The 21,474-nt window shown below is 45.8% G+C and carries 20 protein-coding genes and 3 tRNA genes; 9 read left to right on the top strand and 14 right to left on the bottom strand.

The window, feature by feature from the left end; genetic code table 11:
• The first annotated feature begins 66 nt into the window (after positions 1-66).
• The gene (gene ttcA, locus MMG82_RS08375; RefSeq protein ID WP_169548031.1) at positions 67-1,035 is read left to right on the top strand and encodes a tRNA 2-thiocytidine(32) synthetase TtcA; all 969 of its coding nucleotides are present in this window, start codon (positions 67-69) and stop codon (positions 1,033-1,035) included.
• Between the two features lie 56 nt (positions 1,036-1,091).
• On the opposite strand, the gene MMG82_RS08370 is transcribed toward ttcA, so the two are convergent.
• Together MMG82_RS08370 and MMG82_RS08365 are read right to left on the bottom strand one after the other, a co-directional pair.
• Entirely contained in the window at positions 1,092-1,715 is a 624-nt protein-coding gene (locus MMG82_RS08370) for a DUF2987 domain-containing protein (RefSeq protein WP_144346386.1), read from the bottom strand.
• Complete coding sequence (locus tag MMG82_RS08365) at positions 1,708-2,520, bottom strand: glucosaminidase domain-containing protein (RefSeq protein ID WP_037418530.1); 813 nt, start codon at positions 2,518-2,520, stop codon at positions 1,708-1,710. The genes MMG82_RS08370 and MMG82_RS08365 overlap by 8 nt, the downstream gene beginning before the upstream one ends.
• Before the next feature lie 290 nt (positions 2,521-2,810).
• Between MMG82_RS08365 and MMG82_RS08360 the strand changes: the two genes are divergently transcribed.
• Positions 2,811-3,731, top strand: a complete 921-nt coding sequence (locus MMG82_RS08360; RefSeq protein WP_241406726.1) for a YvcK family protein — start codon at positions 2,811-2,813, stop codon at positions 3,729-3,731.
• 98 nt (positions 3,732-3,829) lie between these two features.
• Here MMG82_RS08360 and MMG82_RS08355 read toward each other — a convergent pair whose 3' ends face one another.
• The 5 genes from MMG82_RS08355 to MMG82_RS08335 form a co-directional block, all read right to left on the bottom strand.
• On the bottom strand, positions 3,830-5,023 hold the full coding sequence (locus MMG82_RS08355; RefSeq protein WP_241406725.1) for an amino acid aminotransferase: 1,194 nt from the start codon (positions 5,021-5,023) through the stop codon (positions 3,830-3,832).
• A gap of 294 nt (positions 5,024-5,317) precedes the next feature.
• Positions 5,318-5,404 (bottom strand) — tRNA-Leu (locus MMG82_RS08350).
• A gap of 49 nt (positions 5,405-5,453) precedes the next feature.
• A tRNA-Cys gene (locus MMG82_RS08345) sits at positions 5,454-5,527 on the bottom strand.
• Between the two features lie 23 nt (positions 5,528-5,550).
• Positions 5,551-5,626, bottom strand: a tRNA-Gly gene (locus tag MMG82_RS08340).
• Between the two features lie 277 nt (positions 5,627-5,903).
• A complete protein-coding gene (locus tag MMG82_RS08335; RefSeq protein ID WP_023267065.1) occupies positions 5,904-7,337 on the bottom strand; it encodes a glyceraldehyde-3-phosphate dehydrogenase in 1,434 nt (477 codons plus the stop codon).
• A gap of 206 nt (positions 7,338-7,543) precedes the next feature.
• Between MMG82_RS08335 and MMG82_RS08330 the strand changes: the two genes are divergently transcribed.
• A complete protein-coding gene (locus tag MMG82_RS08330; protein ID WP_144374982.1) occupies positions 7,544-8,431 on the top strand; it encodes a DUF2989 domain-containing protein in 888 nt (295 codons plus the stop codon).
• Positions 8,432-8,645: 214 nt separating this feature from the next.
• Positions 8,646-9,656, top strand: a complete 1,011-nt coding sequence (gene gap / locus MMG82_RS08325; RefSeq protein ID WP_037418518.1) for a type I glyceraldehyde-3-phosphate dehydrogenase — start codon at positions 8,646-8,648, stop codon at positions 9,654-9,656.
• A 135-nt stretch (positions 9,657-9,791) separates the two neighbouring features.
• On the opposite strand, the gene nadA is transcribed toward gap, so the two are convergent.
• The 5 genes from nadA to astE all read right to left on the bottom strand — a co-directional run bounded on the left by nadA (position 9,792) and on the right by astE (position 15,980).
• Entirely contained in the window at positions 9,792-10,865 is a 1,074-nt protein-coding gene (nadA, locus tag MMG82_RS08320) for a quinolinate synthase NadA (RefSeq protein ID WP_241406724.1), read from the bottom strand.
• A gap of 144 nt (positions 10,866-11,009) precedes the next feature.
• Positions 11,010-12,614 carry a dihydrolipoyllysine-residue acetyltransferase gene (locus MMG82_RS08315; RefSeq protein ID WP_047535028.1) on the bottom strand — a complete coding sequence of 535 codons (1,605 nt, stop codon included), beginning with the start codon at positions 12,612-12,614 and terminating at the stop codon, positions 11,010-11,012.
• 9 nt (positions 12,615-12,623) lie between these two features.
• Positions 12,624-13,601: an alpha-ketoacid dehydrogenase subunit beta gene (locus MMG82_RS08310; protein ID WP_172589594.1), complete on the bottom strand. Its 978-nt coding sequence runs from the start codon at positions 13,599-13,601 to the stop codon at positions 12,624-12,626.
• Positions 13,602-13,604: 3 nt separating this feature from the next.
• The gene (locus tag MMG82_RS08305; RefSeq protein ID WP_241406723.1) at positions 13,605-14,783 is read right to left on the bottom strand and encodes a thiamine pyrophosphate-dependent dehydrogenase E1 component subunit alpha; all 1,179 of its coding nucleotides are present in this window, start codon (positions 14,781-14,783) and stop codon (positions 13,605-13,607) included.
• Between the two features lie 162 nt (positions 14,784-14,945).
• On the bottom strand, positions 14,946-15,980 hold the full coding sequence (gene astE / locus MMG82_RS08300; protein WP_241406722.1) for a succinylglutamate desuccinylase: 1,035 nt from the start codon (positions 15,978-15,980) through the stop codon (positions 14,946-14,948).
• 278 nt (positions 15,981-16,258) lie between these two features.
• Between astE and msrA the strand changes: the two genes are divergently transcribed.
• Complete coding sequence (gene msrA / locus MMG82_RS08295; protein WP_241406721.1) at positions 16,259-16,738, top strand: peptide-methionine (S)-S-oxide reductase MsrA; 480 nt, start codon at positions 16,259-16,261, stop codon at positions 16,736-16,738.
• A gap of 121 nt (positions 16,739-16,859) precedes the next feature.
• Here the strand turns inward: msrA and pgm are convergent, their stop codons facing one another.
• Together pgm and seqA are read right to left on the bottom strand one after the other, a co-directional pair.
• Positions 16,860-18,512, bottom strand: coding sequence for a phosphoglucomutase (alpha-D-glucose-1,6-bisphosphate-dependent) (gene pgm, locus MMG82_RS08290; RefSeq protein WP_172591021.1), 1,653 nt, complete (start codon positions 18,510-18,512; stop codon positions 16,860-16,862).
• Positions 18,513-18,581: 69 nt separating this feature from the next.
• Positions 18,582-19,133 (bottom strand): replication initiation negative regulator SeqA, encoded by a 552-nt coding sequence (gene seqA, locus MMG82_RS08285; RefSeq protein ID WP_047535036.1) that lies wholly within the window; start codon positions 19,131-19,133, stop codon positions 18,582-18,584.
• 294 nt (positions 19,134-19,427) lie between these two features.
• Between seqA and MMG82_RS08280 the strand changes: the two genes are divergently transcribed.
• The 4 genes from MMG82_RS08280 to fldA all read left to right on the top strand — a co-directional run bounded on the left by MMG82_RS08280 (position 19,428) and on the right by fldA (position 21,394).
• Positions 19,428-20,204, top strand: coding sequence for an alpha/beta fold hydrolase (locus tag MMG82_RS08280; RefSeq protein ID WP_037429771.1), 777 nt, complete (start codon positions 19,428-19,430; stop codon positions 20,202-20,204).
• Between the two features lie 101 nt (positions 20,205-20,305).
• Entirely contained in the window at positions 20,306-20,527 is a 222-nt protein-coding gene (locus MMG82_RS08275; RefSeq protein WP_007648263.1) for a DUF2788 domain-containing protein, read from the top strand.
• 11 nt (positions 20,528-20,538) lie between these two features.
• On the top strand, positions 20,539-20,811 hold the full coding sequence (ybfE, locus tag MMG82_RS08270; protein WP_011072323.1) for a LexA regulated protein: 273 nt from the start codon (positions 20,539-20,541) through the stop codon (positions 20,809-20,811).
• Between the two features lie 55 nt (positions 20,812-20,866).
• Entirely contained in the window at positions 20,867-21,394 is a 528-nt protein-coding gene (gene fldA, locus MMG82_RS08265) for a flavodoxin FldA (RefSeq protein WP_023265275.1), read from the top strand.
• Positions 21,395-21,474 lie beyond the last annotated feature (80 nt).

Genomic DNA, 21,474 nt, shown 5'->3' with positions numbered 1-21,474 from the left:
CTTTACCCCGCCGTCGATAGCTGGAATAATACGCGCCCTGAAACTGAGTTACTGGGCGCTTTTTTTATGTTGGAAGCTATGTCTGAAGTTACGGCGAGTCAAATGCCTGAAGAATTATCAAAAAAACAAATTACCCGTCTGAATAAATTACAGAAGCGTCTGCGTCGTGAAGTGGGTAGTGCTATCGCCGACTACAACATGATTGAAGATGGTGACCGAGTCATGTGCTGCCTAAGTGGCGGTAAAGACAGCTATGCTATGCTGGATATTCTGCTCAATCTACAACAGCGCGCGCCTGTACAGTTCGAAATTATTGCCGTTAACTTAGATCAAAAGCAGCCAGGTTTCCCTGAAGATATACTGCCTGCCTATCTAGATAGCCTTAATATTCCCTACCACATTCTTGAAAAAGACACTTACTCGATTGTGAAGGAGAAAATTCCTGAAGGCAAAACCACTTGCTCACTGTGCTCTCGCCTGCGTCGTGGCACTCTCTATGGTTTTGCGCAACGAATTGGCGCAACCAAGATAGCTCTCGGTCATCACAGAGACGATATTATTGAAACGCTATTCCTCAATATGTTTTATGGCGGCAAGATGAAAGCCATGCCACCTAAGTTGCTCTCGGACGATGGCGCAAACGTGGTTATTCGCCCACTTGCGTACTGTCGTGAAAAGGATTTGGAAGAATACGCACAGCTTAAAAAATTCCCCATTATTCCTTGTAATCTCTGTGGCTCTCAGGAAAACCTCAAGCGTCAAGCGGTGAAAGACATGCTCAATCAGTGGGATAGACTATATCCTGGCCGTATTGAAACCATTTTCACTGCTATGCAAAATACTGCACCTTCACAGGGTGTTGACCGTGACCAATTTGACTTTGTATCGTTGAAACGCGATCCCAATGCGCCAATGAAGGGTGATGTGGCCGAAGCCGATCTGCCCGCATTTGATTTTCTCGATATTGCTAACAACGGCCATATCGATTTAGATGCGGCAAAACGTATTAATATCGTCAACGTGTACGAAGCGTAAATGCGACAAGCATAAAAAAGCCCACTGACGTGGGCTTTTTTATAGCTTATCTATTGTTACTTAACCCAAGGACTCAATACGGTCGGCACTTGGCTAAATTGCAATGATGTCAGACTGTTGATCTGCTCGACGCTCAGTTTAAAGCTAGTATTCACCTGTTGTTCACGCCCATCGAGCGTCACTGTAACAGTTTGATCTTGAGCAAATTCAAAATTTAATCCTGCAATAGGATCCTTAAAGTAACGCATCGGGAAGCCCTGCATAGCCCCTAGTAAGTCATCCATTTCATTAGCAATTTGCTGTAAGCGTTCTTGATCATATTGAACTTGTGTTTGCTTCGATCGCACTTGCATCGCAATTCCACAGCCTTCAGCCTTACCCTCAAACTCTAGATTTACTAATGCGCGTTGGTCTTTCAGTGCATCATCAAAGGGAATAAACAAACGTTGCGCAGATGTATAAGTGAGTGGCGTTGAATTTAATTCACTCGAAATGGTACCACTCTGAATATGGCAGTTAGGCAGCATTGGTACACTAAAGGCCACTTCAACTAACTGATAACTACCCTTATTGACTTGCTTTAATCTGTCATAAAACCCTTTATATTCAAGGGAAATTGTTTCTGCCTGCACATTTGATGCACACAAGCAAACTCCCACTAACAACCATTTTTTATACATCCGCCTTCACCAAATATTTTTCATTATGACGTAACATATCGAGTAGTTCATCGATATAAGCTTCTTGCCTTTCAGAATAATTCACTAATCCATAGATAAGTTGGTCGGCACTCAATTCAGCCTCCTGAGCACGTAAATCGGCTCGAATTGAGCGAAACAAGGCATATGCTGTGTTCGAGTTTAAATTACGCATATAGGAGGAAACTGAAGCGTCTACCGATGGAAATATTTCTACTTCGTGTATTTTACCTGAGCCTCGCGAAGAAGGCACAATGCCGCAGCCATTACTAAAACACCATTCACCAAAGAAATTAAAACCTTCACGAGCAAAACGAGAACTGCCCCACCCAGATTCATTAGCCGCTTGGATCAGCACCATCGATTCTGGAATAATATCAACCCGTTTGAGTAGGCTGTTAAGGGATTTAGTATCGACACTGCGGGCAGCATATTGATATTTATCAAATAATTGATTGAGCTGCGCTAACTGTGATTCGGACAACGTATTGCCATTATCTATTACTGCCAACATATCAATGATAAATTCACGTTCAGTGGCAATAATGGCGTTTTGTTGTTGAACAATCGGCCTCAAAAAGTTAAAAAAGGCACGTTTTTTTTCTGCTACATCACTGATAGCAGAAAAGTCAGGAACTTGCGTAACAGGCTCAACGGCGTTTTCCAATTGGTTAACAATAGATTCAGGCTCATTCGTTGTAGGAATGAGCCACAATCTCAACGAAAAAATCGCCGAGATCACTAGGGCTAACGCGAGTGTAAACGAACCAATTCTACCAGTTTTCAATAAGTCACCTTCGATGTTGAGTTACTAGTGGCAAAATAAGCGCCAGATTATATGTCATATCTTGAAATTCACGAAATTTGGATGCAAAAACAACAATTCTTCCCAATCCTGCATTCACACATATCTAAAATGCGATCCGGTGCTTAAGTATTAGAATGCGTGAGAATTTTTAGTGCATGCTTTTGACTGAGCTTTTATACTAAGGTTCCGTTAGCCTCGGCAGTAACAAACTGAGTTTATCCGAGTTGATAACAGGATAGGATTTTACGGGTATTCAGGAAGGAAGCCTCATGCAGCAAATCTTAAACCAATTCAATCATGTAGTGGCAATCGGTGGCGGCCACGGTCTTGGACGTGTACTTTCATCACTCGATTTTCTAGGCAATCGTCTCACAGGTATTGTTGCTACGACAGATAATGGTGGTTCTACAGGTCGATTAAGAGCCGAGCAGGACTGCATTGCTTGGGGTGATTTGCGCAATTGTTTGTCCCAACTTGCTCATCGTCCTTCTGTCGGCTCACAATTATTTGAGTATCGCTTTCAGGGCGAAACTGAACTCAGTGGTCATAATCTAGGTAATTTGATGTTGCTCGCCTTAGATAAGTTGTGCGTTAGGCCCCTCGAAGCCGTCAATCTTATTCGGCATATGCTTAAAATTGAGACCAATATCATTCCGATGTCGGAGCAACCAACCCATTTGGTGGCATTACGAGCGTCCGGCTCAAAAGTGTTTGGTGAAGTGAATGTCGACAAGATGAATGAAGCTCCCATTGCACTATGCCTTGAGCCACAAGTTGATGCGACAGCCGAAGCCTGTGAAGCCATTTGCCGCGCGGATCTGATTATCTTGGGACCTGGCAGTTTTCTTACGAGTGTGATGCCACCTCTCTTATTACCCTGCTTTGCTAAAGCATTAGCAATGACAACCGCGCCCGTAGTTTTTATCGATAATCTGAATGAAGAAACTTCGCCAGCAGGTCAATTTAGTATTGAGCAACGTATTACTTGGTGCCATCAAGTAATTGGCAAACCCGTGATCACTAAAGTGCTGCGACATTCAGAACAAGTGCGTTTAGGCACCCTAGTTAATTATTTTCCCTTAAAAAATCGTCATAATCCGCAATTGCATGATCAGGCTAGTCTGCGTGATGCGCTTAACGCCATACTGCGGATAAAGTCAGAATTACCTTTAGAAACACTGGCTTCATAATTGTTCTCTATACTGATAAACCATAATACTTAAGTTTATCGACCGCATAAAAGTAAAAGGACAGCCTAAGCTGTCCTTTTTCGTGAGCCTCTTTTAAGTTAGAGGATTTGAGCAATCGCCTTACAGATCACAGGCATATTAGTTTTGGTCATACCCGCCACACTAATGCGACCCGAGCCGACGATATAAATGCCGAACTCGTCTTTCAAACGGGTAACCTGTGCTTTATTTAAGCCGGAGAAGCTAAACATACCGTTTTGACGAGAAATAAAGCTAAAGTCCTGGGTCACACCTTCATCTTTTAAGCTTTGTACAAATAGCGTACGCATCTCGGCAATACGTTCACGCATTTCGGTCAGCTCTTGTACCCAAAGGGCTTTCAATGATGCATCACTCAGAATCGTACTCACAATTAACGCGCCATGGGCTGGTGGATTTGAGTAATTTGCACGAATAGTACGTTTCACTTGGCTAAATGCACGCACCGCTTCATCGGCATTTTGTGCAACCACAGTCACGGCGCCGATACGTTCATTATACAAACCAAAGTTTTTAGAGAATGAATTTGCGACCAATAGTTCTGGTACTTTTGACGCAACTAAGCGTAAACCAGCAGCATCTTCTTCAATACCAGCACCAAAACCTTGGTATGCAAAGTCGAATAATGGAACTAATTGCTTGTCCGCACAAAGATTAGCGACTAATTCCCATTGAGTTAACGTTAAATCGATACCCGTTGGATTATGGCAGCAGCCGTGCAGTAGAATAATGTCGCCCGCCTGTGCATTGGCGAGATCTGTCATCATGCCATCAAAATCAATATCGTGGGCACTGGCGTTATAGTAACCGTATTCTTTAACCGTCAAACCCGCGGTTTCAAAAATATTTTGATGGTTTGCCCAAGTTGGATTACTTACCCACACAGTGCGCGATGGCGTATTACGCAATAAGAACTCGGCAGCAATACGCAGTGCACCTGTACCACCAGGCGCTTGAGCCGTTGCTGCTCGGCCAGAAGTCACGAGATCACTACCTTCACCAAATAGCAGCTCTTGTACTACGCGATTATAGGTTTGAACCCCTTCTATCCCTAAATAGTTTTTAGTTTTCTCTTGCTCAAGCAATAGGGCTTCAGCTTTCTTCACTGATTGTAATACTGGAGTCTGCCCTGCTTCATCCTTATAAATGCCAACACCAAGGTTGACTTTATCTTGGCGCGGATCGGCCTTAAATGTATCGGTTAAACCAAGGATGGGATCGGCGGGTGCGAGTACTACCTGAGAGAAAATCATGACTACTTATCCTAAATGTTCACGTGTAGGGGGAAAATTCGGCTTATTTATACCACTGTCTTAAGAGAGGGAATAGCGCCTATTACCGCTTCTTAAGGAAATAGTTTGGCTATTATGGATTGATTAAAATAAATAACAACTAAATGAGAGATCATTTATGTGAAAGCTGAATTTTTTGAAAAATATGATTTTTTAGAGGCAGATCACTATCGCTTCAAGAGTGGCTTTAAGTTATAAACTTGAAATTATTGCCAATAAAAAAGGCCTAACAAATGTTAGGCCTTTTTTATGTTATGGTACCCGAGGCCAGACTTGAACTGGCACGCTGTTACCAGCGAGGGATTTTAAATCCCTTGTGTCTACCGATTCCACCACTCGGGCAAACTCTTTATATTAACGACAGTAATCGTATCATTAATACTTTAATCTATGGAGGCGCGACCCGGAGTCGAACCGAGATCGACGGATTTGCAATCCGCAGCATAGCCATTCTGCCATCGCGCCAAATTTCCAAACTCGTAGAGAGTTGGAGCGACATATCGGGTTCGAACCGATGACCTATACCTTGGCAAGGTATCGCTCTACCAACTGAGCTAATGTCGCATCGATGTCATAGAGTAACGTTACTACGCTTTCCCCTGACTGCGGATTGGCATTCTACCGATTTAACCTTCAGAGTCAATCAACAAATTTGAAATATTGCGCTTAACCACACTGTTTGCCCAATATTCAGCCATAGCGATATAAACTTGCCGATAGAATCAACAATTCACGGATTTGCTCAATAACAATGTTCAGATAAATTGTTATTCAACATAATTGAAGTATAAAAAAAGCGCCCTCTCAGGCGCTTTCTCTGTTGTACTTCTGTCTGTCGCAATTAAGCAGGCAGAGACAGCGTTGTTAAGCCTAACATCGTTTGCATAACACCGACTACTTGGCAGCTGTAACCAAATTCGTTGTCATACCATACGTACAGAATGGCGCGTTTACCTTCGGCGATGGTCGCTTGAGAATCAACCACGCCCGCATAGCGAGACCCCACTAAGTCGCTTGATACGATTTCAGTTGAGTCTGTGTAGTCAATTTGGTTCTGCAAGGGTGATTGCAGCGCCGTGTCTTTTAGGTATTCGTTCAATTCGTCTTTGTTGGTCTCAGCATTTAAGTTCATGCTGATGATCGCCATAGATACGTTTGGTGTTGGCACGCGAATCGCGTTGCCTGTCAGTTTGCCCGCTAATACTGGCAGAGCTTTAGCGACGGCTTTCGCTGCGCCCGTTTCAGTGATCACCATGTTTAATGGTGCACTGCGACCGCGACGGTCAGCACTGTGGTAGTTGTCGATCAGGTTTTGATCGTTTGTATATGAGTGAATCGTCTCAACGTGACCATTCTCGATACCGTACTTATCATTTACCGCTTTCAGTACTGGTGTAATGGCGTTAGTGGTGCAGCTCGCTGCAGACACAATGATGTCTTCTGGCGTAATATCGCCTTCGTTCACACCGTAAACGATGTTCTTGATGGCGCCTTTTGCAGGTGCTGTCAGTAACACTTTGCTTGCACCAGGGCTCTTCAAGTGTAAGCCTAGGCCTGCTTCGTCTTTCCAAATACCCGTGTTGTCTACCACTAAGGCATCTGTAATACCGTATTTAGTGTAATCCACTTCATCTGGTGAGTTTGCGTAAATCACTTGGATATAAGTACCGTTAGCGATGATGGCGTTGTTCTCTTCATCCACTTCAACAGAACCGTTAAATGGACCATGAACAGAGTCACGACGCAGTAAGCTTGCGCGTTTTTCTAAATCGCCCTTCTTACCACCACGTAATACGATAGCACGCAGTCTTAACTTGTTGCTGCGGCCAGTACGTTCGATCAGTAAGCGCGCTAATAAGCGACCAATACGACCAAAACCATACAACACCACATCACGCGGAGCGATATCATCAGCATGATCAATCGCAGCCGCTAATTCGCGTGCCATATAGCTTTCAATTTCGTTGGTATCGGTATGTTCAGCCCAGTATTTGACAGCAAGCTTACCAATATCCACTTTACATTGTTTAACAGCGAGTCTGCTTAAGGCTTGAACAAACGGGAAACTCTCGCGTAAACGTAATTTCTCGCCGACATGACGACGAACTAAACGGTGCGCTTTAATAATCTCAATAGTAGAAGCATTGAGTAATGGCTTACCATAAACCACAACTTCGACGCCTTGGTTACGGTATAACTTGCCCAGCAAAGGTTGCATTGCCTCTGCCATTTCAAAACGTTCTTGCCAACTTTGTAGGTGTTTATCAGCGCTCATTTACAGATCCTTTATCTCACTTTTCAATAAAATATATTGAAAGGTTTGAGTAACATGACGAAAAGACCAATAATCTTATGTAGGTTTTAGGGAAAACCCTCTGTTTTGGTCGGCGCCATTGTAATGAAAACTGACCCAGCTTGCTAGTAAGATATTTTCTGTAAATCTGTAATTTTATTAGAGAAAATTGCATTTTGGAGCGTATTTTGAGACAAAATCTAGTAATAATTACATCATTTACCCTCGCGATAAGCCTTTTCGGTTGTGATAATGGCCGAAATATCGAAACGATTTGTAAAAATAATCCTGAAATTTGTGCCGATTTGCATAAGGATGGCTGGTGTTTAGCCGAGAAAACAAAGTTGATCCAAAGTCGATACGACCTAATGGACAATAAAAATCCTACAGGCAAGCAACTCTATCAACAGTTAACTTACCTCGAGGACTATAGTCGATGTATTGAATTGGCCTCGGGCGTTCAGCACATTATCCACACAAGCCGCACAGCTGATAGAGCCAGAGCCTTTCGACTAAGTACACAAAATTTGAGTCGGTTGCAGGATGAAACCCGCGAGCGCCAAGACCCGTTTATGTCTTATTATCAATGGACACGTTTTGGTGACACGGATGCATTAAACCGACTCTTGGCACAAGAAAATGCTGGCGAAGTCACTGAGCCATTTCTTTTAGCGCAAATAGCCACCTACTACAGCAACCGTAATGCCATCAAAGCGCAACAACTCTACCTTACTGTGTTTGCAGAGATCCAATACGCTGACTTTGATCCAAATTGGTTGCTTGGGCTCGCTGCAGCCTATCGCCAAACCCAAGCGCTAGAAAAAACTTACATGCTGACAAAAGCCAATTTACTACTTACGCAGCAGAAGTATTCTGAAGATAAGATGCTAGCCTTAATCGGTGGCAACAAAACGCTGGCGACAAGATTAGATGAATACGCCCAGAATTTGATCAATGCGTTAGAAGATGGCCTCTATTCGACTAGTCCGGTTGCGCTCTGGCTTGCTCCACCTCAGACAGAGGTAACACCGCCAGCGGCAACTCCCGTCGAACCAGAGAAGCCAAACTCGCCTTAAGGCTTGGGCCTTGAGTAACGTCGGCAAAATGTTTGCCATCTTGTAATTTTTTATCCAAATGCAGTGCTAAAAAAGGGGTTTTCGCGAGCAATGTAAAAAAAACACCTAATTTGTTAACCGAATCCCGGCAAAATAGCCGAATTAACTTGACGATAGCTGTCAGTTTGGTAATTTTACTACCAGTTGAATTTTATAATCACCAGAGGGATATGAGATGACTATCCGTGTTGCAATAAATGGTTACGGCCGTATCGGTAGAAACGTATTACGCGCCCTGTACGAAAGCGAAAAAGCTTACCCAATCAAAATTGTTGCCATCAACGATTTAGGCGACGCTTCAATCAACGCTCACCTGACAAAATACGATTCTGTACATGGTCGTTTCAATGCCAAAGTTGAGCATGATGCTGAAGCAATTTATGTTAACGGTGACAAGATCCTCACTTTCCAAGAGCGCGATCCAGGCAAATTACCTTGGGGCGACCTACAAGTAGACGTGGTATTTGAATGTACCGGTATCTTCACTTCTAAAGATTCTGTTCAACCGCATTTAGCCGCTGGCGCAAAGAAAGTGATTATCTCTGCACCAGGCAAAAACGTTGATGCAACCGTCGTTTACGGTGTGAACAACAATGTGTTGACCGCGGATATGACCGTTATCTCTAACGCGTCATGTACCACTAACTGCTTAGCGCCTTTCGCTAAGCCGTTAAATGACGAAATTGGTATCGAATCAGGTCTGATGACCACCATCCACGCGTATACCAACGATCAACGTTTATCTGACGTATACCACACAGATTTACGCCGTGCCCGCGCTGCGGCACTGTCGATGATCCCTACTAAAACGGGCGCTGCGGCTGCTGTAGGTTTAGTTGTGCCTGAATTACAAGGTAAATTCGATGGTTTAGCGGTACGTGTACCGACTGTTAACGTGTCTTTAGTGGATTTATCTTTCATTGCATCACGTGACACAACCGTTGAAGAAGTTAACGCCATCATCGAGCGTGCAGCAAGCGTAGCACCACTGAGCGAAGTGTTGGCTGTCAACAAAGAGCCGTTGGTATCTATCGACTTTAACCACAATGCGTTTTCATCTAACTTCGATGCGACGCAAACCCGTGTTAACGGCCGTTTAGTCAAAGTAATGGCTTGGTACGATAACGAATGGGGCTTCAGTAACCGTATGTTAGACAACGCGGTTGCGTTAATGAACGCTAAATAATCTCGATTAGCGATTTAGCTAAAGCCCTGCAAATGCAGGGCTTTTTGTTATTTACCGTATGGCAACTGCAATTAAAAAAATATCCCCGCAAAGCGGGGATATTAATGTTGAAACTCGATGTGCGACTAAAAGCGCTTAGGCATTACCCTTCACTTTCATATTGAGCGTTTTAGCGAAATCGAGCATACGGGTCAGCGGGATTAACGCTTTCACTCGCAAGTCTTCATCAACAAAGATCTCATGGGTGGTTTTGTCGCTATCACTTAATGACGCTTCAATGGCTTTTAAGCCATTCATTGCCATCCAAGGACAGTGGGCACAGCTCTTACAGGTGGCACCGTTACCACCAGTAGGCGCTTCTATCAATGTTTTACCCGGCGCCGCTTGTTGCATTTTGTAAAAAATACCGCGATCGGTCGCGACAATAAAACGCTCGTTAGGCATGGTTTGCGCAGCTTTGATCAACTGACTGGTGGAGCCGACAGCATCCGCCATCGCCACCACACTCGCGGGTGATTCTGGGTGTACCAAAATTGCTGCGTCGGGATAAACGCTTTTCAGATCACGCAGGGCATTCGCTTTAAACTCATCGTGAACGATACAGTCGCCCTGCCACATCAGCATCTCGGCGCCCGTTTGTTTAGCAATATAGCTGCCTAAGTGGCGGTCTGGGCCCCAAATGATTTTTTTGCCTTCGCTGTCTAAGTGCTCAACAATTTCAAGGGCAATACTCGAGGTCACCACCCAATCGGCACGGGCTTTTACCGCCGCAGACGTGTTGGCGTAAACCACCACGGAATGGTCTGGGTGTGCATCACAGAAGGCGCTAAATTTATCGATGGGGCAACCTAAGTCCAATGAACAGGTCGCTTCAAGAGTCGGCATCAGAATGGTTTTTTCTGGGCTTAAGATTTTGGCAGTTTCACCCATAAACTTCACCCCAGCGACGATTAACGTCTTTGCGGGATGATCGCGGCCAAAGCGCGCCATTTCAAGTGAGTCTGAAACACACCCACCAGTTTCTTCAGCCAACGCTTGAATTTCAGGGTCGGTATAATAATGGGCAACCAATACCGCATCCTTTTCAATCAGCAGCTGCTTGATACGTGCCTTGTAGTCCGCCTTTTCGGCATCGGACAGAGGAATTGGCTTAGGCGGAAACGGATAATCAATAGTTTCGATTGTTGGGGCAAATGGGCTGGGGCTCATAACAAATCCATCAGGATAACAACGTTCGCGAATTATACGTAATTGGGATCAAAAGATTAACCCATTTATGGCCTGCGAATAAAAAAGGACGCTAAATTGCGTCCTTTTTTGCCGGATTGGCTGTAAGTATTGGCTGACAGCCGACTAACGCATGGCTAATAGCATATCCTGCGGTTGCTCAAGGTATTGTTTCCAAAGGTTACAGAAACGAGCAATGGTGCCGCCATCGATAACGCGGTGATCGCCAGACCAACTCACTTGCATGATCTGGCGCGCTTCGACTTCACCTTTCGCATTAAAGCGCGGCAAGGTTTGCAACTTACCAAGCGCAACAATCGCCACCTCTGGCTTATTGATAATTGGTGTTGCGACTGTGCCACCCAATGCACCAATATTCGAAATCGAAATCGTGCCTTCTTTAAGATCTGCTGGTGCAACACGGCCGTTACGCGCAGCAGTGGTTAAGCGGGTGATCTCGGCAGCCACCTCAAGAATACTCTTATCTTGCACATCCTTCACATTTGGCACTAACAATCCCACTTTCGAATCTACTGCCATACCAATGTTATGACGCGCCTTGTAGGTGATTTCCGTACAATCAGCATTCACTTGGCTGTTAAGCACAGGGAACTGCGTTAAGGCTAATGACATGGCCTTCATAAAGAATGGCATCATGGTCAACTTAACTTCGTCGGAGGAATACTTGGCCTTCATGCTTTCACGCAGAGCGACTAAGTCTGTCAGATCAAACTCTTCGCAATAGGTGAAGTGTGGAATGGTTGATACCGATTCGACCATCATTTTCGCCATCACGGCTTTCACGCCACGGATAGGCTCAACAATGTCACCCCGTGCAGAATTTGCCACGACGTTAGAGACGGTTGATTGAGTCACACCTGATTGAGTCGGTGCTACAGCCACTGGCGCAACGGCAGACACAGCGCCGCCCTGCGCTTGGAAGCGAGTAATGTCTTCCTTATATACTCGGCCATGTTTGCCACTACCAGGTACGCGACTTAAATCGATATCTAAGGCACGTGCCATACGGCGAACGGCTGGGCTGGCTAAGGCTTTACCTTGGCGTGCAGGCTCCGAGGACACCGCCGCGCAAGCGGCTGGTGCAGCGGTATTCGCAGCGGCAACGCTTGCTTCCTGTGCATGGCTGACCGGCGCACTAACGCCACCTTCAACCTCAATCGAAAATAGTGGCGCATGTACTTTCGCTAACTGGCCCTTACGGTAGTGCAATTTGACAATTTTGCCCGCTTTGATGGCGGGGATTTGCACTAAGGCTTTATCAGTCATCACATCGGCGATGGGTTGGTCTTCAACCACTGTATCGCCTTCTTGGACTAGCCATTCGACCAGTTCACACTCAACAATCCCTTCGCCAATATCGGGCAGCAGGAACTCTTCAACGCTGGTACCCGCCACGCTGGCTTGGCTTGCAGATGCTTGAGTAGATGTGTGTGCTTCAGGTTGAGACGCAGCAACAGGCGCAGCTTCGTCAGACTCAACCTGCACGGCATACAGCGGTGCATGCACCTTAGCAATATCGCCTTTGGCGTAATACAACTTAGTCACGACTCCTGCAAAAGGCGCCGGAATTTGCACTAAGGCTTTGTCGGTCATCACATCGGCGATGGGCTGATCTTCCACAATCGTGTCGCCCTCTTGCACCAACCACTCGACGAGTTCGCACTCGACAACGCCTTCACCAATGTCCGGCAAAATAAAATCTTTAATCATACCGGACTCCTAGAAGTTCACTGATGCCTTAATGGCTTCAAAAGTTTTGAGCGCATCGGGCATATATTCTTTTTCGTGGACCAGTGGATATGGGGTATCTAGACCACATACACGGCTGATGGGTGATTCTAAATACAAGAAACACTCCTGCTGAATGGTGGCCGCAATTTCACCCGCAAAACCACCCGTTAATGGTGCTTCATGGTTGATCAGTAAGCGGCCTGTCTTCTTCACAGAATCGGCAACGGTATCTACATCCCAAGGCGCGAGTGTACGCAGGTCGATAATTTCGCAGGAAATCCCCTCTTTTGCTGCCATGTCGGCCGCTTTTTCGATGATTTCCATCTGTGCGCCCCAAGCGACTAAGGTGATATCTTTCCCTTCACGCACCACTTCGGCTTTACCCAGCTCGATTTCATAATCGCCCGCAGGGACTTCTCCCACAGAAGCACGGTATAAACGCTTAGGCTCGAAGAATATCACCGGGTTTTTATCACGAATCGAGGCAAGCAATAACCCTTTGGCCTGCGCAGGATTACGCGGCACAACCACTTTTAAGCCTGGGGTTTGGGTGAAATAGGCTTCTGGCGATTGTGAGTGATAGTGACCACCTGCAATACCGCCACCATAGGGCGTGCGGAACACTAGGCTTCCCACATTGAATTCATTACCGCTGCGGTAACGGAATTTAGCCGACTCGTTTACGATCTGATCGAACGCCGGAAAGATGTAATCAGCAAACTGGATTTCGGCCACCGCGGTCATACCATTAGAGGCTAAGCCGTTGGCAAAACCCGCAATACCTTGCTCAGTCAGTGGCGTGTTAAAGCAGCGGCTGCGACCAAACTTTTCCTGCAAACCAGAAGTTGCGCGAAACACGCCGCCAAAGTGGCCAACGTCTTCACCAAACACCACCATGCGCTCATCAGCTTGCATGGCGATTGACAAGGCCTCATTGACGGCCTGTAACATATTCATTTCTGCCACGGCTTATAGCCTCCCTGCACTTTTGGGATAGGATTGCGGATATTTTTTGATGTGTTCTTTAAGATCGCTCAGTTGCTTTTTAAGCGCAGGCGTTGGCTTGTCGTACACGTCTTCAATAATCTCATCCAGCATAGGGATAGGTAATTTTTCCGCGACTTTAACGGCGGCTAACACTTCTTCACGGTACTTTTCGTAACGCTGGGTATCATCGGCCTCAGCTAACCAGCCTTTATTAATCAGCCACAACTTAAAGCGTTTGACCGGATCGTGTTGTTGCCATTTCGCCTCTTCTTCTTTTGAGCGATAGCCAGATGGATCGTCAGAAGATGAGTGAGCGCCCAGACGATAAGTCATAGCTTCAATCAACACAGGGGCATTGTGCTCAATCGCATAGGCACGAGCTTGTTGCGTTGCGGCCAACACCGCCAGCATATCATTGCCGTCGACACGAATGGTGTGCATACCGTAACCCACACCACGGCTAGCAATACCGTTACCGGCAAATTGCTCTTCCGTTGGGGTAGAAATGGCATAACCATTGTTACGGCAGAAGAAAATCACGGGGCATTTTAATACCGCCGCCATATTCAATCCTGCGTGGAAGTCACCTTCCGAGGCTGCGCCTTCACCGAAATAACAGACGGCAACATTACGTTTCCCCTGCATTTTCAGGCTATAACCCACACCTGTCGCTTGCGGGATTTGAGTGGCTAGTGGTGATGAAATGGTTTGGTAATGGAGCGCTGCGCTACCATAGTGGATGGGCATTTGGCGACCTTTACCTAAGTCCTTTTCGTTACTGAACATTTGGTTCATAAACTGTTCAGTGGTAAAGCCGCGATAACGTAGCGCTGCATGTTCACGGTATTGCGCGAGGATCACATCTTCTTGATCAAGTGCGGCTACGCTACCGACGATCGCCGCCTCTTCACCTGTGCAGGTCATATAGAAGCTGATCCGTCCTTGACGCTGTGCGCCAAGCATACGTTCGTCGAGTACCCGCGTAAACACGCAAGTATCATAAATTTTGGTGGCTAAGGCTTCATCTATTACAGGCAAAACCGCGGTTTCATAGGTAGTGCCGTCTGCTTGTAGAATTCGAAGGATAGGAATGTGAAGCGAGGCCTTATCCAAGAAGCCGACACGGTGCACTGTATCAGTGTTGAGTGTTGCTTTGCTCATATTGTGCTCTTGTTATCTCGTTACGCAGCAGAAAATCCACTGCGCCTAATTTATACGAATATGCCGGATGAACATTACGTTAACGTAAACTACCTATCAACCGTTGGCACAGTTCAAATGACAACTAATCCCCTGTTTGCATGTATATATTGCTTTACAAACTTAACGAACATTCGGCGCAACTGAGGGGATCAGACAAATCACCGTGCGATTGCCAATAGGCACCTTAGCATTAGGAAATACTATAGATTCAAACTCTTGTTCTACTTTAATTTCTTGTCCACCCTCGCGGGCTAAGACAAAACCTTTTGGAAAAGATCTGAAGTTTTCGACATCGGTCGCGAAGGTAAATTCAAAATCATCAAAATGTTTGTTAATCACTCGGCACACTTGATACAGATTCACTTTATCTGCCGAAAATGGCTCAAGCTGCAAAGGTTTGTCGGTGATAAGGCGAGTAAACATCTCTTGGGCGGCAATAAAACGCGTCATATCGTTCTGCCCCATGGGATACACCTTGCCTAATTCAATGGTAAAGGCATCGGCACCATACTGCTCGGAGGAAAAATAACTAAAAGTCGTTGTCGGTTCATGGTGAAACAACACAGTATCCACGCCGCTGGCCGCTAAAAACATGATTTGCTCGGCGCTGTAAGCGCGGCCGGGACGATAGGGATAAATCGCAAACTTTTCGTGTTTTGACGCCCGCATCGCCGTGTGTAAATCATAGTGAATACGCTGACGCCCTGCGGCTGCGCCCTTAAAGAAGCGGTCAACATAGGCTTCCAATTTTTTCGCCCGCACCCGCTCAGGATTCACTAATCCCGGTGGATTTGAATGCTCGCCACTAAACAGACGATTCATATTCTCGTCGATAATGCGAGTACCGTTATTAATCGCTAAAGGGTTACCAATAAGAAAGAGCGTGCGTTGTTTGGCGATTATTTTTTGTTGGAGAAGCTGTTTGATTAAGGTATTGCAGAGTTCGATGGGGGCGGTTTCATTGCCGTGGACACCGCAGGAGAGAATGACATCCTTACCTTGGGCTTGTGTAGGCTCAAAGACGATGACACCCGTGTCCCACACCTCGACTCGAGTATGTTCCCCTAAGGTGAAACTAAACTCATCCCCGAGGGTTTGTGGATTGGCAAGGGTCAGGGCGAGAAAATCCTTCGAATCTAACAGAGCTTGTAACACAGAATTCTCCTTATAATAGCGTGTTATAGGCGAGTCGTTATGGCAATAACTGCCTGTTTCATTGCACTTATCGCTACCCGCCTTAAAAAGCGCATCCATACTAACACAAGTTTTTAAGCCGTTACTCTGTGATTCTGGTCAAACAAGCGCATTTATCGGTAAAACCTTAGCATCTATCGTGTCTTGTCCAACAGCAGATTAATTTAATCAGTACACTTGCTTTTCGAAATGAGTTTCATCACAATCCTCAGCCATCTAGACTTCTATTGGGATTTATCATGGCGTTTGCAACTTTCGGTGCTGGTTGTTTTTGGGGCGTGGAGTATTTCTTTAGACAAGTCAACGGTGTGACCAACGCGACCTGTGGCTATATGGGTGGCAATAATTCAGCAACCACCTATGAAGAAGTCAAAAAAGGTAAGACGGGTCATGCAGAAGTTGTGCAAGTTGAATTTGATCCAACTATCGTCAGCTACGACGAATTACTCGAGGTGTTTTGGAAAAATCACAATCCCACAACCCTCAATATGCAAGGCGGCGATATTGGTACTCAGTATCGCAGTACGATTTTCTTCCATGATCGCGAACAAAAAGCCGCGGCAGAAGCCTCAAAACTGGCCTTTGCCCGTTCAGGTCGTTGGGGATTACGTCATATCGTCACTGAGATTGTGCCGTTACAACAATTCCATGTGGCAGAGGAATATCACCAAAACTATATCGATAAGAATAACTTACCAAGTTGCCATATCGAGTACTAAGCTTAGCGATTCAGCTCAAACCTGAATAATTTGACCTTACAATCGCTGCAAATAAAAACGCACTCATAGGATTTCGATGAGTGCGTTTTTTTATCGGTAAAAAGAATGCGTAAACGCTAAATCAGGCGCTGAGGGCCTTATCGATCAGGGCTTGTGCGTCCTTAATGATATCGGCAAGATGCTGCTCACTGATAAAGCTCTCACCGTAAATCTTAAATAACGCCTCAGTGCCCGACGGCCTCGCCGCGAACCAACCATTGGCCGTGGTCACTTTAATGCCACCAATTGAAGCATTATTACCAGGTGCATGGGTCAATACGGCCTCAATGTTCTCACCCGCCAGCATAGTGGCGTTTAAGGTCTCGGCATTAAGCTTGGCAAATTTGGCTTTGTTCTCAAGGCTAATCGGACTATCGATACGCTTGTAGAAGCTTTGACCGAATTGCGCCACTAATTCTTGATGGCGTTGTCCCGGCGTTTTACCTGTGACCGCAAGCATTTCGGCTGCGAGCAGCACTAAAATAAAACCGTCCTTGTCAGTACACCAAGTCGTGCCATCACGGCGCAGGAACGCGGCGCCCGCACTCTCCTCACCGCCAAACGCAATGGTTGCCTCGGCTAATCCATCGACAAACCACTTAAAGCCAACGGGGACTTCGAGTAATTTTTTGCCATGGAAGGCACAGATTTTATCGATAAGCGCGCTCGATACCAATGTCTTACCAATGGCTAAGCTATCGCTCCACTCTGGTCTGTGGGTCAGCAGATAATCAATCGCTACTGCTAAATAGTGGTTGGGGTCCATCAGCCCGGTGCCCGGACACACGATGCCGTGTCTATCGTAGTCAGGATCGTTACCCACACATAAATCGAAGCATTCTTTATGGGCCAGTAAACCTGCCATCGCATAGGGAGAAGAGCAATCCATGCGGATCTTGCCGTCCTTATCCAATGACATAAAGCTGAAGCTTGGATCGACCTTATCATTAACTAAAGTGATATCAATGCCATAGTGCTTGGCAATCGGCGCCCAATAATGAATACCGGAGCCGCCTAATGGATCGACACCCAGCTTAAGTTTAGCCTTAGCGATAGCATGCATATCGACGACATTGTCTAAATCCGTCACATAGGGCGTGATTAAATCAATGGCATGCACATAACCCGAAGCCAATGCATCTGCATAAGCGAGCTTATTAACGCCCTTGAGCGCTGCGCGCAGGTAATCGTTTGCGCGGGACTCAATCCACGCAGTGATATTACCTTCAGCAGGGCCACCATGGGGTGGATTGTATTTAATCCCACCATCCTGAGGTGGATTGTGGGATGGCGTAATAATCAAACCATCGCTTAACGCGGCACCACTTAGTGCCGCCTCGCGATTTGCACAAATAATCGCATGTGACACCACTGGCGTTGGCGTAAAACCATCATGTTGCTGGATATGCACAGTCACCTTATTGGCTGCTAACACTTCAATCGCCGACACGTAAGCCGCATAAGATAAAGCGTGGGTATCGATACCTAAAAACAGCGGGCCTTCGATATTCACCGATTGGCGATAATCGACAACGGCTTGGGTAATCGCCCAAATATGGTCTTGGTTAAAGCTCCCTTGAAATGCAGTTCCACGATGGCCTGAGGTCCCGAATGTCACACGCTGCTCGGCAGCATCCACATTGGGTTTGATGCTGTAATAATGGCTCATCAGCTTTGGAATATTCACCAGATCCGTCTGACTCGCGGTTTGTCCTGCCCGTTGATGTATTGCCACCTGATCCTCTCCTACTGGAAAATCGGTTATTAAATGGAAACGCCGCATCATTGCGGCGTCGATAAGTCGTTATACGCGTTCGGCAATGCCGTTGGCGATTTGGGCATCACAGCCCAATTGCACCAAGGCCTCGGCTAAAATTGTCCGTTTTTTTGCAGTATTGTTGTTGGTCGTTACCCAAAATCCGGTATTACCGATTTCCTTAGGATTTGCGGTGGCGCTAGCCTTGAGTAACTCCTCACGAGAGCGCGCAAAGTAGAGACGATCGCGCCCTTGGATCTGTAAAATTTGCGAAAACTGGGCTTTGTTAAGTTGATACAAGCTCTCGAGCAAAAATAAGAAGCGGCCCACCGCGCCTTTTTGTTGTTCTAACTTATGTTCATCAACCAATTGATTAAAATCGGTGACAGACTCGAAGCTTTCTACTTGCGGAACGCTCTGTGGCTCAGGCGTTACCACCTCTAAACTCGGTTGGCTGATAGACTGTGGCTGTGACTGTTCAACCGCATCGACGGACAGGCCGAGTAATCGACGGAGAATATCAGAGGCACTCTCACCAATACGTTCCGTTTTGCTGGCAATATGACGATAGAGCTCTTCATCCACTTCGATGTATTTCATAACCTTATTATCCTTTGTTATTCGATAGGCTTACCGAAAAAGTGCACCACAGGCGATCCTAGCAAAGGATCTGTGCGATCGTTGCCTCAGTGTATCTATCTCTATCAATCTGATAAAGCATCATTAATCTAAAAATGCGTGAAATCGCACATCAAATTAGCACAACGATGTTAATCGCTGAAAAAGCCAGCAAGTTGAAGGTTCTTAATTTCAAAACCGCCACAAGACTTGTCAAACTTAACGCATTGAAGGCACAATTCGCGCAACGTTAGGTACCATAGCACAGGCTATTCCATGAATTTTGTATCTTCTGGTCAAGGAGAAGCGGTCCTCCTTATCCATGGTCTCTTTGGCAATTTAGATAATCTTAAAGGCTTAGGTCAAGTTATCGAAACCCATCATCAAGTCATCCGCGTTGATGTACCTAATCACGGCTTAAGTGAACATTGGCAACAGATGGACTACCCAAGCTTAGCGAAAGCGATGGTGGATTTACTCGATGATCTCAAGCTTGAGCGCGTGCATATTATGGGACATTCCATGGGTGGGAAAATTGCCATGGCAACGGCCCTAGCCTATCCAGAACGCATCATCAGCATGGTTGCCGCTGATATTGCCCCAGTTGCTTATCAGCCACGCCATGATGCGGTATTTGCCGCACTCGAAAGTTTGCCACTTGAAGGCCACACCGATCGCCGTTTTGCCTTGGCCCATTTAACCCATAGCGGCATTGATGAAGCGACAGCCCAATTTCTTCTCAAAAATTTGCAACGGACTGAGACAGGATTTCGTTGGAAAATGAATTTAAGCGGCTTAAAAGCGTGTTATCCCAATATAATTGGTTGGCATAATCTTGTAGAAGAAAAGCGCCAAACTTACCACGGCCCCAGCCTCTTTATCCGCGGAGGAGACTCAAACTATGTCACTGGTGAACATAGAAATGCCATCATGACGCAATTCCCATTGGCGCAAGCAAAAACCCTTGAAGGGTGTGGCCATTGGTTACATGCGCAAAAACCTACCATTTTTAACCGGATTGTGTCTGAATTTATTGACAAACACACGGTGTAAATGACAACGATTCTCGACCTAAATCATATAGCCGACACCTTGTTGATGTGATATATTCGCGCCTCTTTTAGCCTTAGAACACTCTAGAGGACTAAGAAAGTATGTTATCTCAGTACATGGAACAAATTGAGACCATCGGCTTGAACCTGTTTTTTGCCGCGATATTTTTCTTTATCGGCATGGCCATCCACGATGTGCTAAAACAAGGTAACGTACCGAAATTCGGTCGATTTATTGTTTGGTTAGTGTTATTTCTCGGCTGCGCCGGGTTTATTGCAAAAGGTATTATCCAGATGTCTTGGGAAGGTTCAGGCATCGGTTAAACAATAAGAACATGGCAAAAGAAGCAACAGATAGAACGACCATTGACCTTTTTGCCAATGAAAAGCGACGGGGACGCCCACGTAGCAATCCTTTGTCCCGTAGCCAGCAACTTAAGGTCAATAAGCGCAACCAGATCCAGCGGGATAAAGCCAAAGGATTAAAGCGAATAGAGTTAAAGGTGTCACAAGATTTATATGACGCCTTGAATGAGCGGGCATTGGCCAGTAACATCAGCCGAAGCCAGTTAATCGAATTAATTCTTCAGCAAAAAATAGAATGCTGAGCAATCGATAGCAGCAAGATTAACGTATAAGTGAACTAGACATAAAGGATAGACAATGGCAACTGTAGGTCTTTTTTTCGGTAGCGACACAGGCAACACCGAAGCTGTCGCCAAGATGATCCAGAAGAAACTGGGTAAGAAAATGGTTGAGGTGAAAGATATCGCCAAAAGTACCAAAGAACAGATCGCAGAATACGACCTGCTGCTGTTCGGTATCCCAACCTGGTATTATGGTGAAGCACAGTGTGACTGGGATGACTTTTTTCCTGAGTTAGAACAGATTGATTTTACAGACAAACTGGTTGCTATTTTCGGTTGTGGTGATCAAGAAGACTACGCGGAATATTTCCTCGATGCCATGGGCATGATTGGCGATATCGTTCAAGCCCGTGGTGGTATTATCATTGGACATTGGCCTACTGCAGGTTACAACTTCGAAGCTTCTAAAGGCTTAGTGGATGACGATCACTTCATCGGTTTAGGGATTGACGAAGACCGTCAACCAGAGCTGACCGAAGAGCGTGTTGATGCTTGGGTCAAACAAATCTACGAAGAAATGTGTTTAGCAGAACTCGAAGACTAAGCCTAGTTTCATCGAGTGAGCTCTGTAAAAAAAGTGGCCCAATGCCGCTTTTTTTACATTTGTTCTCCACGTAATTTAAA

Origin of the sequence: Shewanella sp. MM_2022_3 (genome assembly GCF_022557375.1) — a bacterium.
In the GTDB taxonomy this organism is placed as follows: domain Bacteria; phylum Pseudomonadota; class Gammaproteobacteria; order Enterobacterales; family Shewanellaceae; genus Shewanella; species Shewanella xiamenensis.
This window is presented reverse-complemented; position numbering and strand designations above follow the sequence as displayed.

What these genes read in the sequence shown, in the direction of transcription:
- ttcA (WP_169548031.1), top strand. Translation starts at nt 67, where the DNA reads ATGTTGGAAGCTATGTCTGAAGTTACGGCGAGTCAAATGCCTGAAGAA.
- MMG82_RS08370 (WP_144346386.1), bottom strand. Translation starts at nt 1,715, where the DNA reads ATGTATAAAAAATGGTTGTTAGTGGGAGTTTGCTTGTGTGCATCAAAT.
- MMG82_RS08360 (WP_241406726.1), top strand. Translation starts at nt 2,811, where the DNA reads ATGCAGCAAATCTTAAACCAATTCAATCATGTAGTGGCAATCGGTGGC.
- MMG82_RS08355 (WP_241406725.1), bottom strand. Translation starts at nt 5,023, where the DNA reads ATGATTTTCTCTCAGGTAGTACTCGCACCCGCCGATCCCATCCTTGGT.
- MMG82_RS08335 (WP_023267065.1), bottom strand. Translation starts at nt 7,337, where the DNA reads ATGAGCGCTGATAAACACCTACAAAGTTGGCAAGAACGTTTTGAAATG.
- gap (WP_037418518.1), top strand. Translation starts at nt 8,646, where the DNA reads ATGACTATCCGTGTTGCAATAAATGGTTACGGCCGTATCGGTAGAAAC.
- nadA (WP_241406724.1), bottom strand. Translation starts at nt 10,865, where the DNA reads ATGAGCCCCAGCCCATTTGCCCCAACAATCGAAACTATTGATTATCCG.
- MMG82_RS08315 (WP_047535028.1), bottom strand. Translation starts at nt 12,614, where the DNA reads ATGATTAAAGATTTTATTTTGCCGGACATTGGTGAAGGCGTTGTCGAG.
- MMG82_RS08305 (WP_241406723.1), bottom strand. Translation starts at nt 14,783, where the DNA reads ATGAGCAAAGCAACACTCAACACTGATACAGTGCACCGTGTCGGCTTC.
- msrA (WP_241406721.1), top strand. Translation starts at nt 16,259, where the DNA reads ATGGCGTTTGCAACTTTCGGTGCTGGTTGTTTTTGGGGCGTGGAGTAT.
- seqA (WP_047535036.1), bottom strand. Translation starts at nt 19,133, where the DNA reads ATGAAATACATCGAAGTGGATGAAGAGCTCTATCGTCATATTGCCAGC.
- MMG82_RS08280 (WP_037429771.1), top strand. Translation starts at nt 19,428, where the DNA reads ATGAATTTTGTATCTTCTGGTCAAGGAGAAGCGGTCCTCCTTATCCAT.
- MMG82_RS08275 (WP_007648263.1), top strand. Translation starts at nt 20,306, where the DNA reads ATGTTATCTCAGTACATGGAACAAATTGAGACCATCGGCTTGAACCTG.
- ybfE (WP_011072323.1), top strand. Translation starts at nt 20,539, where the DNA reads ATGGCAAAAGAAGCAACAGATAGAACGACCATTGACCTTTTTGCCAAT.
- fldA (WP_023265275.1), top strand. Translation starts at nt 20,867, where the DNA reads ATGGCAACTGTAGGTCTTTTTTTCGGTAGCGACACAGGCAACACCGAA.